Here is a 20,588-nt window from a genome sequence, read left to right on the forward strand (position 1 = left end):
ACCGGTCCCCGCCCTCCAGTGTCGAGAGGAGGGGAGGCCATGTCGAAGATCCTGACCATGAGCGGCATCGCCAAGCGGTTCGGGCCGGTTCAAGCGCTTGGCGGCGTCGATTTCGACCTCGACCGCGGCGAGATCCACGCGCTGCTCGGCATCAACGGCGCGGGCAAGTCGACGCTGATCAAGATCCTCTCCGGCGTCTACGTGAAGGACGACGGGACCATCTCGATCGACGGCGAGGCGGTCGAGCTCGGCACCCCGCGCGCGGCGATCGATGCGGGCGTCGCCACCGTCCAGCAGCATCCCGAGCTCGTGCCCGACTGCACCGGCGTCGAGAACATCTTCCTCGGCGGCGAGGGCGCCGCGCCCGGCCTCTTCCGCCGCATGAACCGCGCCGCGATGCGCGAAAAGGCGCAGAAGCTGCTCGCACGATTCCCGATCGAGATCGATCTCGACGCGCGGGTGGGCGAGATGCCGGCGGTGGACCGCGAGATCGTCGCCATCCTCCACGCCCTGCGCCACGACCATATCAAGGTCCTGATCCTCGACGAGCCGACCTCGACGCTGACGGAGCGCGAGAAGGCTTCGCTCTTCCAGATGATGCGGGCCCTCCAGGCGGGCGGCATCTCGATCATCTACATCACCCACCGACTGGAGGAGGTCTACGAGATCGCCGACCGGTTCACCGTGTTTCGCGGCGGGCGCAACGTCGCGACGATGACGCTCAGTGAGGCGCGCCGGACGGGCGTGTCGATCCCCGAGCTCATGCTCGACGAGGCGGCGGGCGACCTTTATCCCGCCCGCGACGGTCGCTCCGACGGCGACGTGCTCGTCGAAGCGAGGGGCCTTGGCTGCGGTGCGCACTTCTCCGGCGTCGACCTCGTCGCGCGGCGCGGCGAGATCCTCGGCATCTTCGGCCTCGTCGGGTCGGGCGTCGACGAATTGTCCAAGGTGCTCTACGGCGCGATGCGCCACGATGCGGGCGAGCTTGTCGTGAAGGGCGAGAAGCGCACCTTCCGCGGCGCTCATGACGGCCTGGCCGCCGGCATCTTCCTCGTGCCGGGCGACCGGCGGACGGAAGGGCTGACGATGACCAAGGACGTCGTCTTCAACACCACCGTCGCCCATCTCGGCCGCGCCTCCTGGCTTGGTGGGCTCCTGCGCATACGTGCCAACCGGCAGGCGAGCGAGCGGCTTGCGCGCGACGTCGGCCTCCAGCCCTTCGAGCTGGACCGTCCGGTCAGCGCCTTCTCGGGCGGCAACCAGCAGAAGATCGTCATCGCCAAGGGCCTCTTCCGCGACGCCGACATCTACATCTTCGCCGAGCCGACGGTCGGCGTCGATATCGGGGCGCGCGCCAAGCTCTATGCGATGATGCGCGAGCTCTCATCGCGCGCCGCCGTGATCGTCGTCTCGTCGGACTGCGACGAGGTCCACGGCCTCGCCGACCGGGTGCTCGCCCTCTACAAGGGCCGCCCCGTGCATCCGGGCGGCGCCGAGCCCACCCGCGACCAACTTCTCGCCGCCGGCATCATGGGAGCGCGCGCAGCATGAAACGACGCACCAACCCGCTTCTCCCGCGCATCCTCGCCTTCGCGATGCTTCTGGCCATCGTCGCCGCGGTGTTCGCGAGCCTCAGCCCGGCCTATCTTTCGGCGGGAAACCTCCACGGCCTCTTCCGCCACATGGCGGTGCAGGGTCTGGCCGCGCTCGGCCTCACCTTCGTGATCGTCGTGCGCCAGTTCGACCTGTCGTTTCCCGGCGTCGCCTCGCTCGGCGCGATGACGCTCGGCTGGCTGATCGCGGGACGCTACGGGCTCGGGATGGGTGTCGCGGGCGCGCTCGCCGTCGGCCTCCTCTGCGGCCTCGTCAACGGCTTCGCGGTCGCGTACCTGCGCCTGCCCGACATCGTCGCGACCATCGCCACCGGCGGCGCGGCCGTCGGGCTCTCCTATTTCTATTCCAACGGCACCTCGATCTCGAAGAACTTCTTCTCCTCGGGGATCCTCGACCTCAACGACGCCAAGTATCTCGGGCTCGACGCGCCGGTGGCGATCCTGGCTCTTGCCGCGATCCTCTCGGCCGTCGTCCTCCATGCCTCGCGCTTCGGACGGGCCTTCTACGCGACGGGCGAGAACCGCACCTCGGCGGTCTTCTCTGGCATCCGCGTCAGGCTTTACGTGCTGGCCGCCTTCGCCCTGTCGGGCATGCTTTCGTGCCTCGCCATCACGCTCCTCGTCGCGTCCTCGGGCGCCGCCAACGTCACGGCCGGCGCGCAGCTCCTGATGCCGGCCTATGCGGCCGTCTATCTTGGCGCCGCGCTCTTCGGCGCCCCCTCGGTGCCGGCGACGGTCGCCGGAACGTTCCTGATGTCGGCCATGCTGAACGGCTTCACGCTGCTCGCCGTGCCCTACTACTACTCCGACGCCATCGTCTCGATCGTGCTGATCAGCGCCATCGCGCTCTTCGACCCGAAGATCGCGGAAGGCCTCCGCCGTTTCCGCGACGCCGGCAAACCCGCTTTGCGCGAGGCTCGTTCATGAGCGCTGTCATGCCCACCGCGTCCCGCTCCGCGCCGGCCCAGGCTTTCGACCTCCGCCGCCTCATCGTGCGCTACGGGTTGTTCGTCCTGCTGGCCGTCCTCGTCGTGGTGTTTTCCTGGCTGCGGCCGAGTTTTGCGAGCGTCGGCAACATCACCGACATGCTGCGCTCGGCCTCCATCTCGGCCGTGATGTTCCTTGGCCTCACCTGGATCATCGCGGCGGGAGAGATCGACGTCAGCTTCATGTCGGTGGCGGCACTCTCGACCATGATCATCGCCGGGCTGGTTTCCGCCGGCTTCGGTTGGCCGGTGGCGGTGCTGATCGCGCTCGGCGCCGGCGTCGTGGTCGGACTTTTGAATGGGCTGCTCGTCGCGGGCATGGGCCTGCCGGCCCTTGTCATCACCATCGCGACCGGCGGCCTTGCCGGTTCAATCGCGGCGGCGATCGGCAAGGGCACCTCGATCCCGATGGCGACGACCGGTTTCGTCGGCCCGATCGTCGATGCCGATGTCGGCATCGTGCCGCTGATCGCGCTGATCGTCGCCGCGCTCTACGCCGTAGCCTGGTTCTTGCAGGACCGTACGACCTTCGGCCACTACATCTACGCCATGGAGCAAAACCGCCGCGCCGTGGTCGAGGCAGGCGTGCGCGCGAACCGCATCCTCCTCATGCTCTACGTCCTGTCGGGCACGCTGTCGGCGGTGGCCGGCGTGCTTCTCGCTGCCGACCTCTCGTCAGGTCAGCCCTATATCGGCACGTCCTACTTCATCGACGGGCTGACGGCGGTGCTGCTCGGCGGCATGGCGCTGAAGATGGGCAAGCCGAACATGATCGGCACGCTGGTCGGCGTGATGCTGCTGGCCGTCCTCCTGTCGGGCGCCGCGCTCCTCGGCTGGACCGACTCGCAGCGCCAGATCGTGCGCGCCGCGCTCCTTATCGCGGGCGTCGCTCTCGTCGTCTGGACCCGCCGCAAGACCCGCGCGCATCTCTGACGCGGAGCCCGGTCGCCCCTCGATCGGCGGCCGCACGGTCGCCGAACCTCACCCACCGCATTTCGAAAGACATCCATGCTGAAGACCATCGATCCGCTCCTCAACGGCCAGCTTCTCGCGATCCTAGACGACATGGGCCACGGCAACGAGATCGTCATCGCCGACGCCAATTTCGGCGCGGCCAACGTCGCGCAGCGTCTGGTCGACCTGCCGGGCACGACCGCGACCGCGCTGGTCGACGCGATCCTCTCCGTGTTTCCGCTCGACGACTTCGTCGAGGATCCGATGGCCGTGATGAAGGCGCCGGACGAGACGCGACCGATGTACGACGCCTTCCAGGCAAGCGCCGACAGGGCGGAAGGGCGCGCGATCACCATCGCCGAGATCGACCCGGCGGAGTTCGTCGAGCGCACCCGCCGCGCCTATGCCGTGATCGCCAGCGGCGAACGGCGGCTGTATGGCAATGTCGTGCTTCGCAAAGGCGTGCTGCGTCCATGACATCCACCATCCGGCCGAGTGCCATCGACAGCCACCAGCATTTCTGGCTGACCTCGCGCGGCGACTACGGCTGGATGGGCGACCATGTGAAGCCGCTCCTGCGCGACTTCATGCCGGAGGATCTCGAGACCCTCCTGCGCCGCGCCGGCATCGATCGGACGATCCTCGTCCAGGCGGCCGAGACGGAAGCCGAAACCGACTTCCTCCTCGAGATCGCGGCCCGCACGCCCTTCGTCGCGGGCGTCGTCGGCTGGCTCGACATGGATGCGGATGGCTTTGCCGAGCGCCTCGCGCATTACCGGGCGAACCCGTATTTCGTCGGGCTGCGGCCGATGCTGCAGGATCTCGAGGACGACGCCTTCATCCTGCGCCCGCGCGTCCTCGACAACTTGCGGCGCGTGGCCGACAGCGGTCTCGCCTTCGACATCCTGACCTTCCCGCGCCATCTGCCGAACGTCGCCAAGGCGCTGGAGGCGGTGCCGGGCCTGCGCGCCGTGGTGGATCACCTGTCCAAGCCGTCGATCGCGACCGGCGACCTCGACCCCTGGGCCGCCGACATCGCGGCGGTCGCGGCCTTCCCGAACGTCTCGTGCAAGGTGTCCGGGATGGTGACGGAGGCGAAGGCCGACTGGGCGCTCGACGACCTCGCGCCCTATGTCGACCATGTCGCCCGCTGCTTTGGCGCGGACCGGCTCCTGTTCGGCTCGGACTGGCCGGTCGCGACGCTCGCTGCCGAATACGGCGAGGTCGCCCACGCGGCGCGGGCCCTTCTCGGACGCCATTTCGGGCCGGACGAGATGGCCAAGATATTCGGCGGCAACGCCGCGCGGTTCTACGCCGTTGGCGCCTGAATGAGACTTACTGCGCCGACGAGAATGGCCGCCTCCCGGATGCAGGAGAGGCTGTCCAACTCGATGGAGATCGAGCCGATACGTTCGTATGCGTCGGCTGCGGGTCCGCAAGCTTTCACGAGCTTCGCAGACATCTGCTCGAGACCGTCCTCCTGCCGACGAACCAGCAGCATGTCGTCGCATACTGGCGTAGGTGGGACCTGACATCTGCAGGGTGCCTGCTTCTTCCCGTGTCACGAAGAAGCTGACTTTCCGCTGTCGGCCCGCCCTCGGCCACCCTGGCTGTGGGAGAACGACGGTGAGACGCTCACACTTCGACCCGGTGACGGGCACACGTAGGGCATGGAACGCAGGCCGCACCATCGGCGCCGAGCGGCCGCAGAAGCCGCCCGCAGGTCCGGGCTATTCGGTTCTGGCTCGACCATGAAGGCCGAATGCGACCGAGCCCTCTTCGATCTCGCCATCGACAGGAAGCTGAGAGGCTGCGACGTGGCGAAGGTCGAGATCGGCGACCTGGTATCGGGCGTCCGCGTCCATGCCCGAGCGATCGTCGTGCAGCGCAAAACGAAGAAGCCCGTTCAGTTCGAGCTCATGGAGGCAGCGCGAACGAGCCTCCTTGCTTGGCTGGAGCGCGGCGAGCTTGGCCGGAAAGGATCGCGGCGGTCGGACAGGAGCGCCGCTCTGCGATCCTTCGCCGCGACCTCGCAGCCCCGGTGGCCCGTGTTCGAAATGACGAAGGCGCAGTCCGTCGCGAACAGCGCCGCGCCGTTCTCGAGCCCGCGCAGGATGACGGGATAGCCCTCCGTGCGGCCGAAGGCGCGCACGCGCGCCGCCCGCTCGGCCGACCCCCGAGGTCTGGATCACCGCGATGGGGACGATCGCTTGGTCCCCCTCGCGTGCCTCGTGGACGACGAGGTCCGCATGGGCCTGAAGGAAGCGGCTGGTTCCGAACTGGATGATGCCGGTCGTCACGGGCCCGATATCTCGACAAGGTGGCACGGCCGGCGCCCAGGGGCGCTCAGGTCGTGCCAGTCGCTCGTTCAGATATCGAGCTGGCGGCGCATCGTCTCCAGGCGCTCCATCGCCACCACGCCGTCATGGATGGTCGGAGCCGGCGTCGTCTCGCCCATGAGGGCGGGCACGACGTCGGCAAGGAGCGCGTGGTAGCCCTTGTAGTCCTCGTTGGCAGCCGCCGTGAAGTTGGGTTTCCAGGTGAGGGAGTCCTCGGCGTCCAGAAGCGTCGCGGCGGGGTCGGCGACCTTGAAAGGAGGGTTGCGGTGCCAACGCACCTCGACCACGTCCTCGACCTCGAGGCGCTGGTGGTCGCCCATGATCTCGATGCGCTCGACGGGCGTTCCCCGCGACTGGACCGTGCCCATGACGACCGTGCCGATCGCGCCGCATTCGAAGTCGAAGCCGACGTGGAAGAGGATGCGGCCGGGCGTCTTCTCGACCTTGCGTGCGGCGATCTTCGTCACTGGCGAGACGAGGTGCGAGACGAGGTCCATGTAGTGGACGCAGTGGTGCAGCAGGAAGCCGGTGTAGTCGACATTGCCCGCGAAATAGCCGGGCGCCGTCATGTAGTAGCCGGTGAGGCCGAGAACGTCGCCGAAGCGGCCGGACTTCAGGACGTTGTGGGCGATCTTGTTGCCGACCGAATAGCGCTTCATGAAGCCGACGAGAAGCGGCTTGCCGGAGCGGCGCGAGGCGTCGGCGAGCTGGCGCGCGCCGGCCGCCGAGCCCGACGGCGGCTTCTCCATGAAGACGGGCAGGCCCTTCTCCAGCGCCGCCACGCCAAAGGCGAGATGCTGGTCGGGGCCGACGGCCATGCCGACGGCGTCGAGGCCGGGCGTGGCGATCAGATCGTGTGCGTCCGTCGTCAGGCGCGACACGCCGAACTGGCGGCCGGCCTGCGCGAGGCGCGCGGCGTCGATGTCGCACATAGTCACGATCTCCACGTCGTGGCGCAGCAGTTGCGGCAGCAGCATCTGCGTCGCGTGGATGCCGCAGCCGATCCAGCCGATCCGAAGGGTCATCGTCTGAACTCCGTCAATGCGATGTGGGACTTGATGAACCGCGCGCTCGCGGCCAGCCGCTCGCTCTCGTCCTCGTGCGGCGCGCGCCAGTGCGCGAAGGGCACGCCGAAGCGGTCGTCGTTGCGCCGGAAGGGCTCCAGCGAGACGGGGCCGCGATAGCCGACCGCATGCAGGGCCCGGCATACTGACACCCAGTCGACCGAGCCGGTGCCGGGAAAGCCGCGATGGTTCTCGTTGGCCTGGAAGTGGGCGATGCGCGCACCCCCTAGCAGGATCGCCTCGGCGATCGAGGCCTCCTCCATCGCCATGTGGAACGTGTCGAGCATGAGCTGCACGCTGCCATGATCGACCGCGTCCAGAAGCTCAATGGCCTGTTGTGTCGTGCAGAGGACGTCGCTCTCGAAGCGGTTCAGCGGCTCGACGGCGAGCGTGACGCCGCTTCCGGCCGCATGGGTGCCCGCCGCCTGGAGGCCGCGCACGCAGCGGTCCTTGCGGGCAAGGCGCTCGTCCTCGGCCACGGGCGCGGGCGGCCTGCCGGCGAAGACGAGCGGGTTGCCCGTCAGCGGTCCGCCGACGATCGGCGCACCCATCTCCGCCGCACAGTCGACGGCGTAGCGGAGATAATCGACGCCGCCCTGCCACGCATCGGGCTCTGCCGACGACAGGTTGCGCTGGAGGTTGACGCGCGCGGCCAAGACGACGTCGAGGCCGGCATCCTTCAGCGCCTTCGCCGTCTCGCGCGGGTCGAGTTCGCCGGGCTCGGGAACGAGAAGCTCGACGAAGTCGTAGCCGAGCGACTTCATCTTCGAGAAGAGCGGGAAATGCTCGGCCGTGAAGGGCCTGGCATATTGCATCGAGATTAACCCGACTGGGTTCATGGGACGAGTGTTCCTATGGCTAAGAGGGGTTGGACGGTGGGGCCGGGTCAGCCCTTCACCGCCCCTTGCGTGAGGCCGCCGACGAGCCGGCGCTGGACGAGGAGGAAGAGGATGGTGACGGGCAGGGCGCCGACGACGCCGCCGGCCGCGAGCAGCCCCCATTCGATCTGGAACTCGCCGATGAGGGTCTGGATGGCGACGGTGACCGTGCGCACGTTCCGCCCACCGAGCGTCAGGGCGTAGAGGTATTCGTTCCAGGCGGTGATGAAGATGTAGATGCCGGTCGAGATGATGCCGGGCAGGGCGAGGGGCAGGACGACACGGCGCATCGCCGTCAGCCGCGAGCAGCCGTCGATCATCGCGGCCTCGTCGAGGCTCTTGGGGATCGCGCCGACATAGCTCGTCAGCATCCACACCGCGAAGGGGATGGCGGTCGTGGCGTTGGCGATGATGAGGCCGATATGGGTGTCGAGGATGCCGAACCGGCGCATCATGACGAAGAGCGGCAGGATCAGGAGCACGACGGGGAACATGTTGACGAGCAGGAACTGCAGCATGAACGCGCGCCGCCCGGCGAAACGGAAGCGGGAGAAGGCGTAGGCCGCCGTGACCGAGACAAGGAGGCCGAGGATGACTGTCCCCACGGCAACGATGAAGCTGTGGCCCATGTTGTCGAGGAACGAGGTCTGGCGCAGTAGGCGCGTGTAGTTGTCCGCGCTCCAGCCAGAGACCCCAAGCGAGACGCCTTGGGCGACAATGGCGGCCGACGGGGTGAGCGAGGTCAGGATCATCCAGGCGAAGGGACCGATCGCCAGCAGCACGATCAGCGCTACGGGGATATGCGTCGTCAGGAGGCGCTTGAGAAAGCTGGACTTGTTCATCGTTCGACCTCCCGCATGGTGCGCGCGATGTAGATCGCGACGAAGCTGCCCAGGATCAGGGTGAAGGTGACGGCGATGGCCGAGCCGTAGCCGAAGTCGAGGTTCTGCCGCGCCTTGACGAAGGCGTAGAGCGGCAGCGTCGTTGTGGCATAGCCAGGGCCGCCCCCGGTCATGACGAAGATCACGTCCATGGAATTGGCGACCCAGATGACGCGCAGGAGACCTGCGGTGGCGAGCACCGGCGCGATGCCGGGGAGCGTGATGTGGCGGAACTGGCGCCAGGCGCTCGCCCCGTCGATCGAGGCCGCCTCGTACTGGCTCTTCGGAATGCCCTGGAGGGCGGCAAGGATCATCACCGCGAAGAAGGGGAAGCCCTGCCAGGTGAGGGTCGCGATGATTGCGTAGATCGCGACGTCGGGGTCGGCGAGCCAGGGCACGGCCGTCGCGATGACGGAGAGGTAGAGGAGGAGGTCGTTGAGGACGCCGATATTGGGGTCGTAGATCCAGCGCCACATCAGCGCGATCACGACGCTCGGCAGTGCCCAGGGGATGATCACGAGCGCACGCGCGAGGCCCCGCCAGGCGAACTCGCGGTTGAGGAGGATCGCGGCGAGGAGCCCGAGCCCCATCTGCAGTGGAACCGTGAGCCCGATCCAGAGAGCGGTGTGGCTGAGCGCCTCCCAGAAGACGGGATCGGCGAAGAGCTTGACGTAGTTGGCGAGCCCGACGAACCGGCTGGCGTTCGGCCGGAACAGGATCAACTCGTAGAAGCTCGTGACCACCGCCTCCGCCATCGGCAGGAAGACGACGACCGCGACCACGAGGACGGCGGGCGCGAGGAGCGCATAGGGCATGAGCCGGGCGCGGGAGACGCGCCGCCGGGGCGCGCCTTCCAGCGCTGCGAGGTCTTCGACGGTGGACATGGAGAGCCGTGCCTTCGGGTTCGCCGAGAGGAGGGGGCGCCGGTGATGAGCCGGCGCCCGTCGAACGGGCGGAGGTCTACTGTGCGAAGAGCGCCTGCAGCTTCTTCATCATCTCGGCCGGGGTGATCTGGCCGGTCATCGCCTGCTGCATGTTGGCCTGCCACTCGGTGTTGACGAAGTCGGCCGTCGCCGAGGACTGCGGCAGCACGGCCGCGAAGGGCAGGGACTGCAGCGTCGCGTCGACGAAGCGCTTCTCGTGGCCGGTCCAGTTCGCCGAGCCGCTCCTGGTCACGGGCAGCTGGTTGGTCGCCTTCACGAACTCGACGTTGTTCTCGGGCTCGGCGAGGAAGGAGATCCACTTCCAGGCCGCGTCCTTGGCCTGGGAAGCCGAGAAGATCGCCAGCGACTCGTCGCCGTAGGAGGTCCACGCCTTGCCGTGGCAGGCCGGTACCGGCACCGCCGAAACCTTGTCTCCGAGCGCGGCCACGAGGTCCTTGGACGAGCCGATATGGTGGATCGTCATCGCCGTCTTGCCGGACTTGAAAGCCCCGATGATCTCCTGGAACCCGTCGTTCGGCGAGGAGGGTGGGATCGACTTGTCCTTGGCGAACATGTCGACGAGCCATTCGTTGGCCGCGATGGCTTCAGGGTTGTCGAGGCCGCCGGGCTTCAATTCCGCGCCGCGCGAGAAGACGAACGTGCCCCACTGGTCCCAGCCGCCCTTGCCACCCCGGAAGCCGAAGCCGTAGGTGTCGGGCGCCTTGGTGAGCGTCTTGGCGGCGGTGCGGAACTCCTCGCAGGTCTTCGGCGGCTGGAGGCCGGCGGCCTCGAAGAGGTCGGTGCGATAGTAGAGGTAGAGGACCACGTACTGGATCGGCAGGTAGTAGTTGCCCCCGTCCGGCGCGGCGTTCAGCGTCAGGAGGTTGTCGAGAAGCTCGGCCTTGCCCGGCCAGGCGTCGATGCGCTCCTTCAAAGGCTCCAGCGCGCCCATTTCGAGAAGGCGCGGCTGCGCGAAGAGCTTGACCATCGCCGCGTCCGGCGCGTTGCCGCCGACGAGCGCGGTGTAGAGATTGTCGTAGTAGCTGTTCCAGGGAACGTTCTCGGCCTCGATCTCGATCCCGGGATTGGCCGCCTCGAACTTCTGGACGAGAGCCGACATCGGATTTTCTGGATTGTCGAAATGGTACCAGAAGCGGACGGTCTCGGCGTTGGCGGCCGAGGCGCCGAGCGCAGTGACGAGGGCGAGCGAGGCGGCGAGCGTCTTGAGGCGGGTCATGGTGTTTCCTCCCGGTCTTGTTGTTGTCTAGATGCGGCCTTTGACGAAGTCGGCGGCTTGCCCCAGCGCCTCCCGCGCCTGGGGCAGGTCGTTCGTCATCTGCAGGAACCCGTGGACGACGCCCGGCACCACATGGGTGCGCTCCGGCCGGCCGAGCGCGGCGAGCCGCGCCTCGAGGTTCAAGGTGTCGCTGAGGAGGGGGTCGATGCCCGCCGCCATCAGGTGCAAGGGCGGCAGGGCGGCCAGCGCGGCGTCGGAGGCGAGAAGCGGGGCGACGAGGGGCGTTGCCCGCGCCGCCGCGTCCGCGACGTAGAAGTCCCAGTAGCGTTGCATCTTGGCCCGTGTCAGGCCGGGTCCGTCCGTGAAGGCCCTGTAGGACGGGGTATCGAAATCGGCGTCGTAGACGCCGTAGAAGAGGAGGGCGGCGTCGGCTTCCGTCCGACCTGCCTCGTGAAGCAGGGCGGAGACGCAGAGACCCGCGCCCGCGCTGTCGCCAGCCAGGATCAGCGGCCCCCGGCGCACGCCGAGGTGGGCCGTCGCCTCGAAGGCCGCGCGCCAGGAGGCGACGACGTCGAGAACGCCTGCGGGAAAGGGATGCTCGGGCGCGAGGCGATAGTCCGGCAGGATCACCGGCAGCCCCGTCTCGGCGGCGAGCATGCGCGCGCAGCGCTCGTGCGTTTCCGGGCTGCAGAAGGCGAAGCCGCCGCCATGGACGAAGAGGATCGCGCCGTCGCGCGCGTCCGGCGGGACGAGCACCAGAAGCCGCACCTTGGCCGATCCGAGGCCGTCGTCGGCCCGAACCTCAGCGGTCCCGGTGCGCTCCATCGCCGGCAGTGCGACGTTCCAGCGCCGGTTGCCGATTTCGGCAGCGCGCCGCCCGTCCGCCGGGGCCATCAGCGTCGGGTCGGGCTGCGGCCCGTCCTCGGCGAGGACCCGGGCGGCGAGGGCCGCCATCTCGGGGGCAAGCTCCGTTGCGAAGTCGGGCGCGCTCATTGCACCTGATCCGGGAAGACGTTCGGGCCGAAGTCGACGATCGTCGCGATGTGGTGGAACAGTGCGGCGGAGGCGGCCTTCAGATCGCGAGCCTCGATGGCTGCGATGATCGGCTCGTGGCGCTGCGCCGTCTGCAGGAGATCGCGCGTTCCGATGGAGCGCGAGATCTTGAAGCGGTGGTTGTGGATGAGGCAGCGGCGCAGGATCGGGTCGAGGGCGGGCAGTCCGGCGTCGGCGAAGATGCGGCCGTGGAACTCGCGGTCGATGGAGGCGAGTTCCAGCTCGTCCCCCTTCCGGGCAGCGACGGTCATGTCGGCGAGGAGCGCCTGGAGGTCACTCGCCAGCGTCCGGCTTGGATGCCGGAGGACGTGGACGATGCCGCGGCACTCGATGGACTGGCGGATCCGGAACAGCTCGACGGCCTCTTCCGTGGTGCAGGCAGAGACCTGCGTGCCGCGATAGCCGTTGCGCAGGACGAGTCCCTCGTCCTGCAGCTGGAGCAGCGCTTCGCGGACCGTCCCTTGGCTGCAGCCGAAGCGGGTGGCGAGTTCGAGCTCCACCAGCGGCTGCCCGGCCTGAAGTTCCCCCAGCATGATCTCGCGCTTCAAGGAGACGAAGGCGGCGGCCGACTTGCCCGACGGCGCGCGGCGGGTCGAGGTTCGCCGACGCTCGTCTCCTGCCTGAGGCTCGTTCACGACACACTCCCGACTTGCCATTATCGATATCATTATTGATAATGCGGGAAAGATCAAGCGGTCTGGGAGGACCCATGTCAGCCATCTCGTTGAAGGCCATCCGCAAGAACTACGGCACCGTGACCGTCATCCGGCGGATCGATCTCGAGATCGAGAGCGGAGAGTTCGTCGTGCTTGTGGGACCGTCCGGCTGCGGGAAGTCGACGCTTCTGCGCATGATCGCCGGCCTGGAGGAGATCTCGGGCGGCGATCTCGTCATGGGCGGGCGCAGCATCGGCCATCTGCCGCCGGCCGAGCGCAACATCGCGATGGTGTTCCAAGACTACGCGCTCTATCCGCACATGAGCGTCGAGGACAACATGTCCTTCGGCCTCAAGATGCGCGATGCGGATTCCGCCGAAATCGCGCGCAAGGTCAAGGACGCATCCGGCATCCTCAAACTCGACCCCTTCCTCGCCCGCCTGCCGGCTCAGTTGTCCGGCGGCCAGCGCCAGCGCGTGGCGATGGGGCGCGCGATCGTGCGCGATCCGCAGGCCTTCCTGTTCGACGAGCCGCTGTCCAACCTCGACGCGGCGCTTCGCGTCGAGATGCGCCTCGAGATCGCCAGGCTCCATCGCCGCATCAAGGCCACCACCGTCTATGTCACCCATGATCAGGTCGAGGCGATGACGCTGGCCGACCGGATCGTGGTCATGAACGGCGGCAACATGGAGCAGGTCGGCCCGCCGCTCGAACTTTACCGGCGCCCGAAGACGCTCTTCGTCGCCAAGTTCATCGGCAGTCCGACGATGAACACGCTGGAATGCGAGGTGGCCGGCCGGGCGGAGGCGAGCGTCCGCCTCCGGCTTCCCGCAGGGGAGGTGGCGCTGCCGCTGGAGGGTGCGCCGACGGACCTCAAGCGTGTGACGCTCGGCATCCGGCCGGAAGACCTCGAAGTCTGCGCGCCGGACGATGCCTGGTTCACGGGCGAACTCTCCGTCGTCGAGCGGCTGGGAAGCCAGACTTTCGGCTATCTCGACATCGGTCGAGACCGCATGATCACGGTGGAATTCCCGCGGGCGAGCGAGGTCGCGGTCGGCCAGCGCGTGTGCGTCGCCGGCCGGCCAGAGCACGTCCACATGTTCGATCCGACGAGCGGCATCCGCTTGAACTGATCGCCGCGACCCGCTCCGACGGGGAGACCTTCTATGGTCTTGCCGAGGCCCGGATCATGATCGAGAGCTGGCGCTGCCACTACAACACCAGGCGTCCACACTCGAGCCTGGGCTACCGTCCGCCAGCACCTGCCGCTATGCCGTGGCCGGCTGGGCCACCCCAACCCGCTTCGCCGGCCACCTCAAACATCGCCGCCGAGCCCACCATGCATTCGTTTTGAACCGGGCTACCTGGTGGGGGCAGGCCAACCGCTGCCGACGGCATGGCCAGATGAAGTGTGGCTGGACGCCGAGGTGCGTGGGAACGCACACGTTTCGACACCGTACGCGTGTCAGCGTTTGATCCCGAATGGCGCTCCACCGAAGCTTCTGAACGCTGGTCCAGCGACGCTTCGCCGAGCGTGATCACCGCGCTGCCGGCGCTGGAGCCTTGCACCATGAATGAATAATCGTGGCCGTCACATCGATGGTACGCGAGAGATCTCGAAGGTCGACCCATTCGCCGATCCCCTTCGCCATCGTCAGATCGCCGCATGCCGGACCGTAACCGACGGTCGGCATGGAGCGCTGGACGAGAGGGTTGCGGATGTCGCTCGACGTATGGAGCGGGTTCACCCTCGGGTTCGCTCCGGCATCCTGCAGCGTCGCGCGGACCAGGCGGTAAAGCGGCCCCTCGACGTCCGTTTCGGCGGCCGACACCCCGGAGAGCCATTCCAACACGGGCTTTCCCGCCGAAGGCCATTCCAACTCGCGCAAGGCGCCCGATACGGCGTTGTCCACGAGGGCCTTTGCGTCCGCCAGGGTCTCGTCCGGCACCAGCGACATCACCGCCTGGATCCGGCAGGAGGCGGGGACGCGCGCCGAAGCGCCTGTTTCCCCGGCCTCGATCCGCGTCACGAGGAGGTTGGTGGAGCGGCCGACCGCCTCTTGCAGGAGCGGGTGCCGGACGCTTTCCCCTCGCATGCGGTCGAGGGCCGCCAGCGCGTCGAGGACGGCCCGCATCGCATCCAGCGGATGACGGGCGAGATGGGCGAAGGCTGCGTGCGAAGGCTCGTCGGTCTGCGGGGGAACTCCCTCGATCCGGACCGCGAACTCGATCTGTCCCGGAGCAAAGGCCTTGATCTCGTCGAGACCGGCGCCCGACTCCGCCGGGTGGAGATAGATCGCGGCATCCGCGGTGAGGCCGCTGGCAAGCGCTGCGGCGATTCCCCGGCGATGCCGCTTCGAGGGCGCCGATACGAGGGTGACCGGTGCGGGCGGGGTCCAGCCGCGGGCCCGCAACCGCGCGAGCGACGCCACCATGATCATGATCCCGGCGATGTCGTCGGCGACGCCCCATCCGATCAGGCGGCCGTTCTCGATCCGCGGCGTGTGCGGATCCCCGGGCCAGCCGTGATCCACCGGGCAGGGTTCCACGTCGGGATGCGCGAAGAGAAGGAGACTCCGGGCATCGGCCGTCGAGGTCGAGGGCACGATCCGGCCGATCAGGCATGTCTGCTCGCTGGAGACGACATCGACGCCGGAGGCGAACTCTTCGATCAAGGGGACGGCCCGCGGATCGTAGGCGAGAGGCTCGACCTCGCAACCCACGGCTTCCATCGCCTCCGCGACGAGGCCTGCAAAGGTCGTCTCGTCCTTCGCCGCCACGACGAGCCGCATCAGAAGGTCGAGCTCTTCCGGGGAAAGGTCGCCATGGCCGGGGGGGGCGGCTAGAGAGGTCGTCATGGAATGCGGCTCCCAATGGGACGATGGATCTTGTTCGACGGCCGTCCGTCCGAATGTCCGGACCGCCGCTACCCCCTTCGCCGCTCAGTCCAGCCGGAAGCGGATCGGCTTCGCGCCCGTCCACAAGGTGCCGCGGCCGAGTTCGGCCAGCGTGTCCAGCTTGTCGGTGATCGTCAGGAAGTGGTTGCCTGCCAGCGGTCCGGCCTTGGAGGCGAAGGCGACCGGGCCGTAGGCGAGGAGGATCTCGGTTTCCGAGACGCCGCCGGGATAGAGGATCATCTGGCCGGGATGGGGATGGCTGGTCGCGTTCTCGTAGCCGAGGCCGAAATCCCTGTCGCCGAGCGGGATCCAGCAGGCTTCGCCCGACCAGCGAACATGGATCACCCGTTCGGAGTAGGGCAACAGATTGCGAAAGGCGGCGACGGTCCTGGGCGCGGCCTCGCTTTCGAAGCGCGCGGGAAACGAGTGGCCGTCGATCTCGACGATGAGTTCGCTCATCAAGGTCTCCTGATGGATGGGGGGCAAGCTTCGTTCGGGCGGAACGCGGAAAAACGCTTCGGGGCCTGTAGCGCCCGGCGCCTCTGCGGCCCTCAGTGGCGCAGGATCTTGCCGAGGAAGGTCTGCGTCCTCGGGTTGGTGACCTCGGAGAAGAACGCCTCGGTCGGCCGGTCCTCGACGATCTCGCCTTGGTCGATGAAGACGACCCGCGTCGCGACGTTTCGGGCAAAGCCCATCTCGTGCGTGACGCACATCATGGTCATGCCCTCGCGCGCGAGGCTCACCATGACGTCGAGCACCTCGGCGATCATCTCGGGATCGAGCGCGGAGGTCGGCTCGTCGAACAGCATCGCCATCGGGTCCATCGCGAGCGCACGGGCGATCGCGACGCGCTGCTGCTGACCGCCCGACAACTGGCCGGGATACTTGGCCGCGTGATCGACGAGACCCACCCGGTCGAGGAGCGCCATCCCTTTGGCCCTGGCGGCGTCCGGCTTGCGCTGCAGCACCATTTCCTGGGCGATGGTGAGGTTCTCGATGATCGACAGATGCGGGAACAGCTCGAAGTTCTGGAACACCATGCCGATGCGCGTGCGCAAGCTCGGCAGGTCGGTCTTGGGATCGCCGACCTCGACGCCCTCGACCCGGATCGAGCCTTCGTCGAAGCCTTCGAGCCCGTTGACGCACTTGATCAGGGTGGATTTGCCCGAACCCGACGGGCCGCAGACGACGACCACTTCCCCCTTGCCGACATGGGTGGAGCAGTTCTTCAGGACCTGGAACTTCCCGTAGAACTTGTTGACGCCTTCGATCTCGATCATGGGCGGCCTTTCGCGAAGCGCGTGACGGAGAAGGGACCGATGTCGTGCGTCGCGGGCCTTCCGGCCACGAGATCGGCGGTGATGCGGCCGACGAGCGGCCCGAGCGTGTAGCCGTTGGAGGTCACGGCGTTGAAGAAGCCGGGAGCGTCGGGGTGCTCGCCGAGGATCGGCGCGCCGTCGATGTTGATGTTCATCGCCGCCCAGCTTCGGATGACGTGGGCCTTGCGAAGCGCTGGCACGACATGCTGCGCCACCCAGAGATTGCCTTCCAGGCTGTCGAAGAGCGGACGCGGATGCTGGTTCACGGGATCGAGCCCGGCCGTCCATCCGCCGCCGATGATGATGTTGCCGTTGGCCGCCTGCTTCAGCGTCAGGTGCCGGCCGGCATGGGCGACGAGGCAGGACACGAGCGGGGCGACGGCTTCGGTCACCACCATCTGGAGCGGCGCGCCGAAGACCGGCACGTCGAGCCCGAGCATGGCGCCGATGCGCGAGGCGAACGCGCCCGCCGCGTTCACGATGCGGCGCGCCCGGATGGTGCCCCGCGAGGTTTCGACGGCATAGGCATCGCCGTCGCGCCGGATCGCGCGGATCTCGGCCTGCGCGTAGAGGCGGGCCCCCGCCGCCAGCGCGGCCAGCAGGATGCCTTCGGTCGCGACGAGCGGATTGATCTTGCCTTCCTGCGGACAGAAGGCGGCGCCCAGGAAACGCTCGGAGAGCGCCGGCTCCCGGCGGCGGAGTTCCGCCGCGTCGATCAGGTGGCAGTCGATGCCCTCGGCGCGTTCCACGGCGGTCTTCGCTTCCAAGAAGCGAAGATGCTCCTCGGTTTCGGCGACCATCAGGCCGCCGGTCAGCTTGATCTCGAAGTCGGCTTCCAGTTCGCGCTCCAGCGCCCGCCACAGGTCGATCGCGTCGCGTTGCAGGCCAAGGGTGCGCGCGGCGGGGCCACCACCGGCTTCCGCGCGTGCGCCGTAGTCGAAGGACAGGAGCTGGGCATGAAGACTCCCGGCATTGCCGCCGGACGCCCCGGAGTTGGGAACGCCGCGCTCGACCACGGCGACGTCCTCGCCCGCGCGGGCCAGAAACAGCGCGGTGGATAGGCCAGCGATCCCCGCGCCGATCACGAGCGTGCCGACCGAGAGTGTCGGCAGCGGCTCGGCGTCGGCAGCCGGCCGATCGGGCAGGAGAGCGCGGCGATGACCGCCCCATTCCGGCTTCTCGAGCGCAAGCGCGGCGAGCGGGATCGGCCGGAGCGGCATCTGTGCTGCAAGCTTAGGCACAACGGCGCGGGCCTTGGGGTCGCGCGCGGCCGCACGCGCGAGCACCGGGCCGCAATACCGGCCCTGGCACCTGCCCATGCCCGCGCGCGTCAGTCGCTTCAGGCTCGCGGTGTCGCCGTGAGGCCCGTCTTCCAGCGCCCGCGACAGGGCAGCAAAGCTCACCGCCTCGCATCGGCATGCGAGAGTGTCGGGGGAGGGGGGCGCCGCATCGGATGCGTCGAAGAGCGTCCAGAGCGCGGCCTGAAAAGTCTCGTGCCGGGCAAGGCGGCGGCGGTCAGCCCGCTCTTCGTCCGCCTCGATCGCCGCATCGAAGCCGAGCTTGCGGGCGACGGCGCGCCCCGCGAGACGACCTTGCGCAAGCGCCACATGGGCTCCGGCGAAGCGCCCCGCCTCGCCGATCACGAAGACGTCCGACTGGGATGTCCGGCCGGTCTCGTCGCGCTCCACTTCCAACCGGCCACCCGCGTCGCGATGGGCGCAGCCGAGAAGGCGCGACAGTTCGCTGGCGGAGGCAAAGCCGTTGCCGACGACCACGGCGTCGACCTCGACGCGTCGCTCGCCTGCGGGCGTCGCGAAGACGGCGGCTTCGACCCGGCCGTCCCCTTCGATGCGCAGAAGCCCGGAGGACCAGGAAAGCGGGATGCCGGAGGTGCGCAGCCGGGCCATCTGCCGCATGCCGGCCACGGCGAGCGCGGGATGGCTCATGACAAGGCGGCCTGCCTCGCGCGGCCTTGCATGGGGAGCCGGCGCCCGGTCGAGAACCGCGGCCACCGTCGACCCGGCCGCGGAGAGCTCGAGCGCCACCTGCAGGTTCAACGGGCCGTTGCCCGCAACAAGGACACGCCGCCCGGCCGGAACGCCGTAGGAGCGGACGAGCGTCTGGGCGCCGCCGGTGGTCATCACGCCCGGAAGGGTCCAGCCCGGAACGGCGAGCGGCGTCTCGAAGGCGCCGGTCGCGACCACGAGCACGCGCGGGCTCCAGCGGCCGGCCCGTCCCCGGCACAGGGTGCCGAGAACGAGACGGCCTTCCTTATCCCGCTCGGCTCCCCAGACCAGCGTCTCGCCACGAATGGCGACGCCGAGGTCGCGCACCCGCTCGATGAGGGTCGCGCCGTCGCGCATCTGGCCGTCGCGCGCCGCCATCCCCTGCCGCTGCTTGTAGAACTGTCCGCCGGGGCCGGGGCGCTCGTCGAGCACCGTCACGCTTGCGCCCAGCCGGGCTGCCGCTTCCGCGGCGGCGAGTCCGGCCGGCCCGGCGCCCACCACGAGGACGTCGACGCTTGTCTCGGCCATGTCGAGCGGCAGCTCGGCGAGATCGACGAGTTCGGGATCCAGAAGGTCGATCCGCGCGGGATGGCTTCTGATGTCCTGACCGTCTTCCGACCTGCTCAGGCAGGCGCGCTGACCCGCGCGCCCGTCGACGACCACGAGGCATTCATGGCAGACGCCCATCCCGCAGTAATGGCCGCGCGGGCGCCCGTCCTTGCCGGTGGACTGCGCCTTCAGGCCCGCCGCGATCAGCGTCGCCGCCAGACTCTCGCCCGGCACGGCCGGCAATGCGCGGCCATCGAACACGATGGTCGCCGTCGCGCCGGCGCGGGGGCTGGGGGCAGGCGCCATGGGCATGTCAGGCGGCGAGCGCCCGGGCGAGGCCGAAGCGGTCGACCAGCGCTTTCATGCGTGCGTCGTCGGCGGCAGGCAGGGGCAGGCGGGGAGGGCGCGGCTGGCCGACGGCAAACCCCATGTGGCCGAGCAGCGCCTTCGTGCCGCCGACATAGAGATGGCCTCCGACCGCCTCGATCAGCGGCAGCCATTCGAGATAGAGCGCGTGCGCCTCGGGGACGCGGTTCTCGTCCTTCACCAATTCGAAGATGCGGGCCATCTGCCGGGGGGCGACGTTGGACGCGACCGCGACCCAGCCCTCTGCCCCTTCCACGAAGGACTCGAAGCCGAGAATGCCGCCGAAGACCGTCATGTTGCGACCGGCCTTGCGAATGATGTCGCGCACGCGCGTCACCTCCAGGGTCGACTCCTTGATGTAGTCGCAGCCCTCGATCTCGGCGATCCGCGCGACGAGATCGGGCTTCAGGTCCACGTTGGCGGTCGCCGGATTGTTGTAGACCATGATCGGCAGCCGGGTGGCGGCGGCGATCGTGCGGTAGTGGTGGACCAGTTCGTCGTCGGTCGGCGTCGAGTAGAAGGGCGGAATGATCATCACGCCGTCGGCGCCGAGCTCCTCGGCCTGGCGGGTGAGGCGAACGGCCTCGCGCGTGTCCTCGGCGCCCGTGCCGATGAGGACGGGCACCCGGCCCGCCGCCGTATCGATCACCGTCTTGGCGACCTGGATGCGCTCCTCCTCGGACAGGGACAGGAACTCGCCGGTGGAGCCGAGCGGGATCAGGCCGTGGATGCCCTCCCGGATCTGCCAGTCGGTAAAGGTCTCGAGCGTTTCGACGTCGAGGCGACCGGCCTTGTCGAACGGCGTGATCATGACGGTGTAGACACCGCGGAAAGGCTTCTGCATGGCGTTGGGTCCGTTGAAGGCGG

At 68.4% G+C, this 20,588-nt stretch carries 19 protein-coding genes and 1 pseudogene; 7 read left to right on the top strand and 13 right to left on the bottom strand.

The features are described from left to right. The first annotated feature begins 39 nt into the window (after positions 1 to 39). From AUL34_RS14810 to AUL34_RS14830, 5 genes are all read left to right on the top strand, one after another. Entirely contained in the window at positions 40 to 1,551 is a 1,512-nt protein-coding gene (locus AUL34_RS14810; RefSeq protein ID WP_061935135.1) for a sugar ABC transporter ATP-binding protein, read from the top strand. Then, positions 1,548 to 2,540 carry an ABC transporter permease gene (locus AUL34_RS14815; RefSeq protein ID WP_061935137.1) on the top strand — a complete coding sequence of 331 codons (993 nt, stop codon included), beginning with the start codon at positions 1,548 to 1,550 and terminating at the stop codon, positions 2,538 to 2,540. Before AUL34_RS14810 ends, AUL34_RS14815 begins: the two co-directional genes overlap by 4 nt. Further along, the gene (locus tag AUL34_RS14820) at positions 2,537 to 3,532 is read left to right on the top strand and encodes an ABC transporter permease (RefSeq protein ID WP_061935138.1); all 996 of its coding nucleotides are present in this window, start codon (positions 2,537 to 2,539) and stop codon (positions 3,530 to 3,532) included. The genes AUL34_RS14815 and AUL34_RS14820 overlap by 4 nt, the downstream gene beginning before the upstream one ends. A 75-nt stretch (positions 3,533 to 3,607) precedes the next feature. Beyond that, positions 3,608 to 4,030, top strand: a complete 423-nt coding sequence (locus AUL34_RS14825; RefSeq protein ID WP_061935140.1) for an RbsD/FucU family protein — start codon at positions 3,608 to 3,610, stop codon at positions 4,028 to 4,030. Further along, positions 4,027 to 4,881, top strand: coding sequence for an amidohydrolase (locus tag AUL34_RS14830; protein ID WP_061935142.1), 855 nt, complete (start codon positions 4,027 to 4,029; stop codon positions 4,879 to 4,881). The genes AUL34_RS14825 and AUL34_RS14830 overlap by 4 nt, the downstream gene beginning before the upstream one ends. Before the next feature lie 578 nt (positions 4,882 to 5,459). On the opposite strand, the gene AUL34_RS22355 is transcribed toward AUL34_RS14830, so the two are convergent. From AUL34_RS22355 to AUL34_RS14875, 8 genes are all read right to left on the bottom strand, one after another. Beyond that, complete coding sequence (locus tag AUL34_RS22355; RefSeq protein WP_156420946.1) at positions 5,460 to 5,705, bottom strand: hypothetical protein; 246 nt, start codon at positions 5,703 to 5,705, stop codon at positions 5,460 to 5,462. 216 nt (positions 5,706 to 5,921) lie between these two features. Beyond that, positions 5,922 to 6,917, bottom strand: a complete 996-nt coding sequence (locus AUL34_RS14845; RefSeq protein ID WP_061935147.1) for a Gfo/Idh/MocA family protein — start codon at positions 6,915 to 6,917, stop codon at positions 5,922 to 5,924. After that, positions 6,914 to 7,795 carry a sugar phosphate isomerase/epimerase gene (locus AUL34_RS14850; protein WP_061935149.1) on the bottom strand — a complete coding sequence of 294 codons (882 nt, stop codon included), beginning with the start codon at positions 7,793 to 7,795 and terminating at the stop codon, positions 6,914 to 6,916. The genes AUL34_RS14845 and AUL34_RS14850 overlap by 4 nt, the downstream gene beginning before the upstream one ends. 47 nt (positions 7,796 to 7,842) lie before the next feature. Next, positions 7,843 to 8,676 (bottom strand): carbohydrate ABC transporter permease, encoded by an 834-nt coding sequence (locus AUL34_RS14855; RefSeq protein ID WP_061935151.1) that lies wholly within the window; start codon positions 8,674 to 8,676, stop codon positions 7,843 to 7,845. Further along, positions 8,673 to 9,530 carry a carbohydrate ABC transporter permease gene (locus AUL34_RS14860; RefSeq protein ID WP_370539050.1) on the bottom strand — a complete coding sequence of 286 codons (858 nt, stop codon included), beginning with the start codon at positions 9,528 to 9,530 and terminating at the stop codon, positions 8,673 to 8,675. Before AUL34_RS14860 ends, AUL34_RS14855 begins: the two co-directional genes overlap by 4 nt. A gap of 145 nt (positions 9,531 to 9,675) precedes the next feature. Further along, the gene (locus AUL34_RS14865) at positions 9,676 to 10,875 is read right to left on the bottom strand and encodes a sugar ABC transporter substrate-binding protein (protein WP_061935155.1); all 1,200 of its coding nucleotides are present in this window, start codon (positions 10,873 to 10,875) and stop codon (positions 9,676 to 9,678) included. A 27-nt stretch (positions 10,876 to 10,902) separates the two neighbouring features. Next, positions 10,903 to 11,868: an alpha/beta hydrolase gene (locus tag AUL34_RS14870; RefSeq protein WP_061935158.1), complete on the bottom strand. Its 966-nt coding sequence runs from the start codon at positions 11,866 to 11,868 to the stop codon at positions 10,903 to 10,905. Beyond that, a complete protein-coding gene (locus AUL34_RS14875) occupies positions 11,865 to 12,563 on the bottom strand; it encodes a GntR family transcriptional regulator (RefSeq protein ID WP_156420947.1) in 699 nt (232 codons plus the stop codon). The genes AUL34_RS14870 and AUL34_RS14875 overlap by 4 nt, the downstream gene beginning before the upstream one ends. Positions 12,564 to 12,637: 74 nt before the next feature. Between AUL34_RS14875 and AUL34_RS14880 the strand changes: the two genes are divergently transcribed. Beyond that, positions 12,638 to 13,717 (top strand): ABC transporter ATP-binding protein, encoded by a 1,080-nt coding sequence (locus tag AUL34_RS14880; RefSeq protein WP_061935162.1) that lies wholly within the window; start codon positions 12,638 to 12,640, stop codon positions 13,715 to 13,717. A 17-nt stretch (positions 13,718 to 13,734) separates the two neighbouring features. Further along, positions 13,735 to 13,938: pseudogene (locus AUL34_RS21955) on the top strand (integrase core domain-containing protein); the annotation flags it as partial. Between the two features lie 184 nt (positions 13,939 to 14,122). On the opposite strand, the gene AUL34_RS14885 reads toward AUL34_RS21955, so the two are convergent. The 5 genes from AUL34_RS14885 to dapA form a co-directional block, all read right to left on the bottom strand. Continuing rightward, entirely contained in the window at positions 14,123 to 15,442 is a 1,320-nt protein-coding gene (locus AUL34_RS14885; protein ID WP_061935164.1) for a M20 family metallopeptidase, read from the bottom strand. Between the two features lie 84 nt (positions 15,443 to 15,526). Next, positions 15,527 to 15,940, bottom strand: coding sequence for a DUF3830 family protein (locus AUL34_RS14890; protein WP_061935166.1), 414 nt, complete (start codon positions 15,938 to 15,940; stop codon positions 15,527 to 15,529). 92 nt (positions 15,941 to 16,032) lie between these two features. Beyond that, a complete protein-coding gene (locus AUL34_RS14895) occupies positions 16,033 to 16,761 on the bottom strand; it encodes an amino acid ABC transporter ATP-binding protein (RefSeq protein WP_061935168.1) in 729 nt (242 codons plus the stop codon). Further along, positions 16,758 to 19,667, bottom strand: coding sequence for an FAD-dependent oxidoreductase (locus tag AUL34_RS23030; RefSeq protein WP_370539046.1), 2,910 nt, complete (start codon positions 19,665 to 19,667; stop codon positions 16,758 to 16,760). Before AUL34_RS23030 ends, AUL34_RS14895 begins: the two co-directional genes overlap by 4 nt. A gap of 1 nt (position 19,668) precedes the next feature. After that, positions 19,669 to 20,565, bottom strand: a complete 897-nt coding sequence (gene dapA, locus AUL34_RS14905) for a 4-hydroxy-tetrahydrodipicolinate synthase (protein ID WP_061935170.1) — start codon at positions 20,563 to 20,565, stop codon at positions 19,669 to 19,671. Positions 20,566 to 20,588 lie beyond the last annotated feature (23 nt).

Source organism: Aureimonas sp. AU22 (genome assembly GCF_001463745.1).
Lineage (GTDB): Bacteria > Pseudomonadota > Alphaproteobacteria > Rhizobiales > Rhizobiaceae > Aureimonas.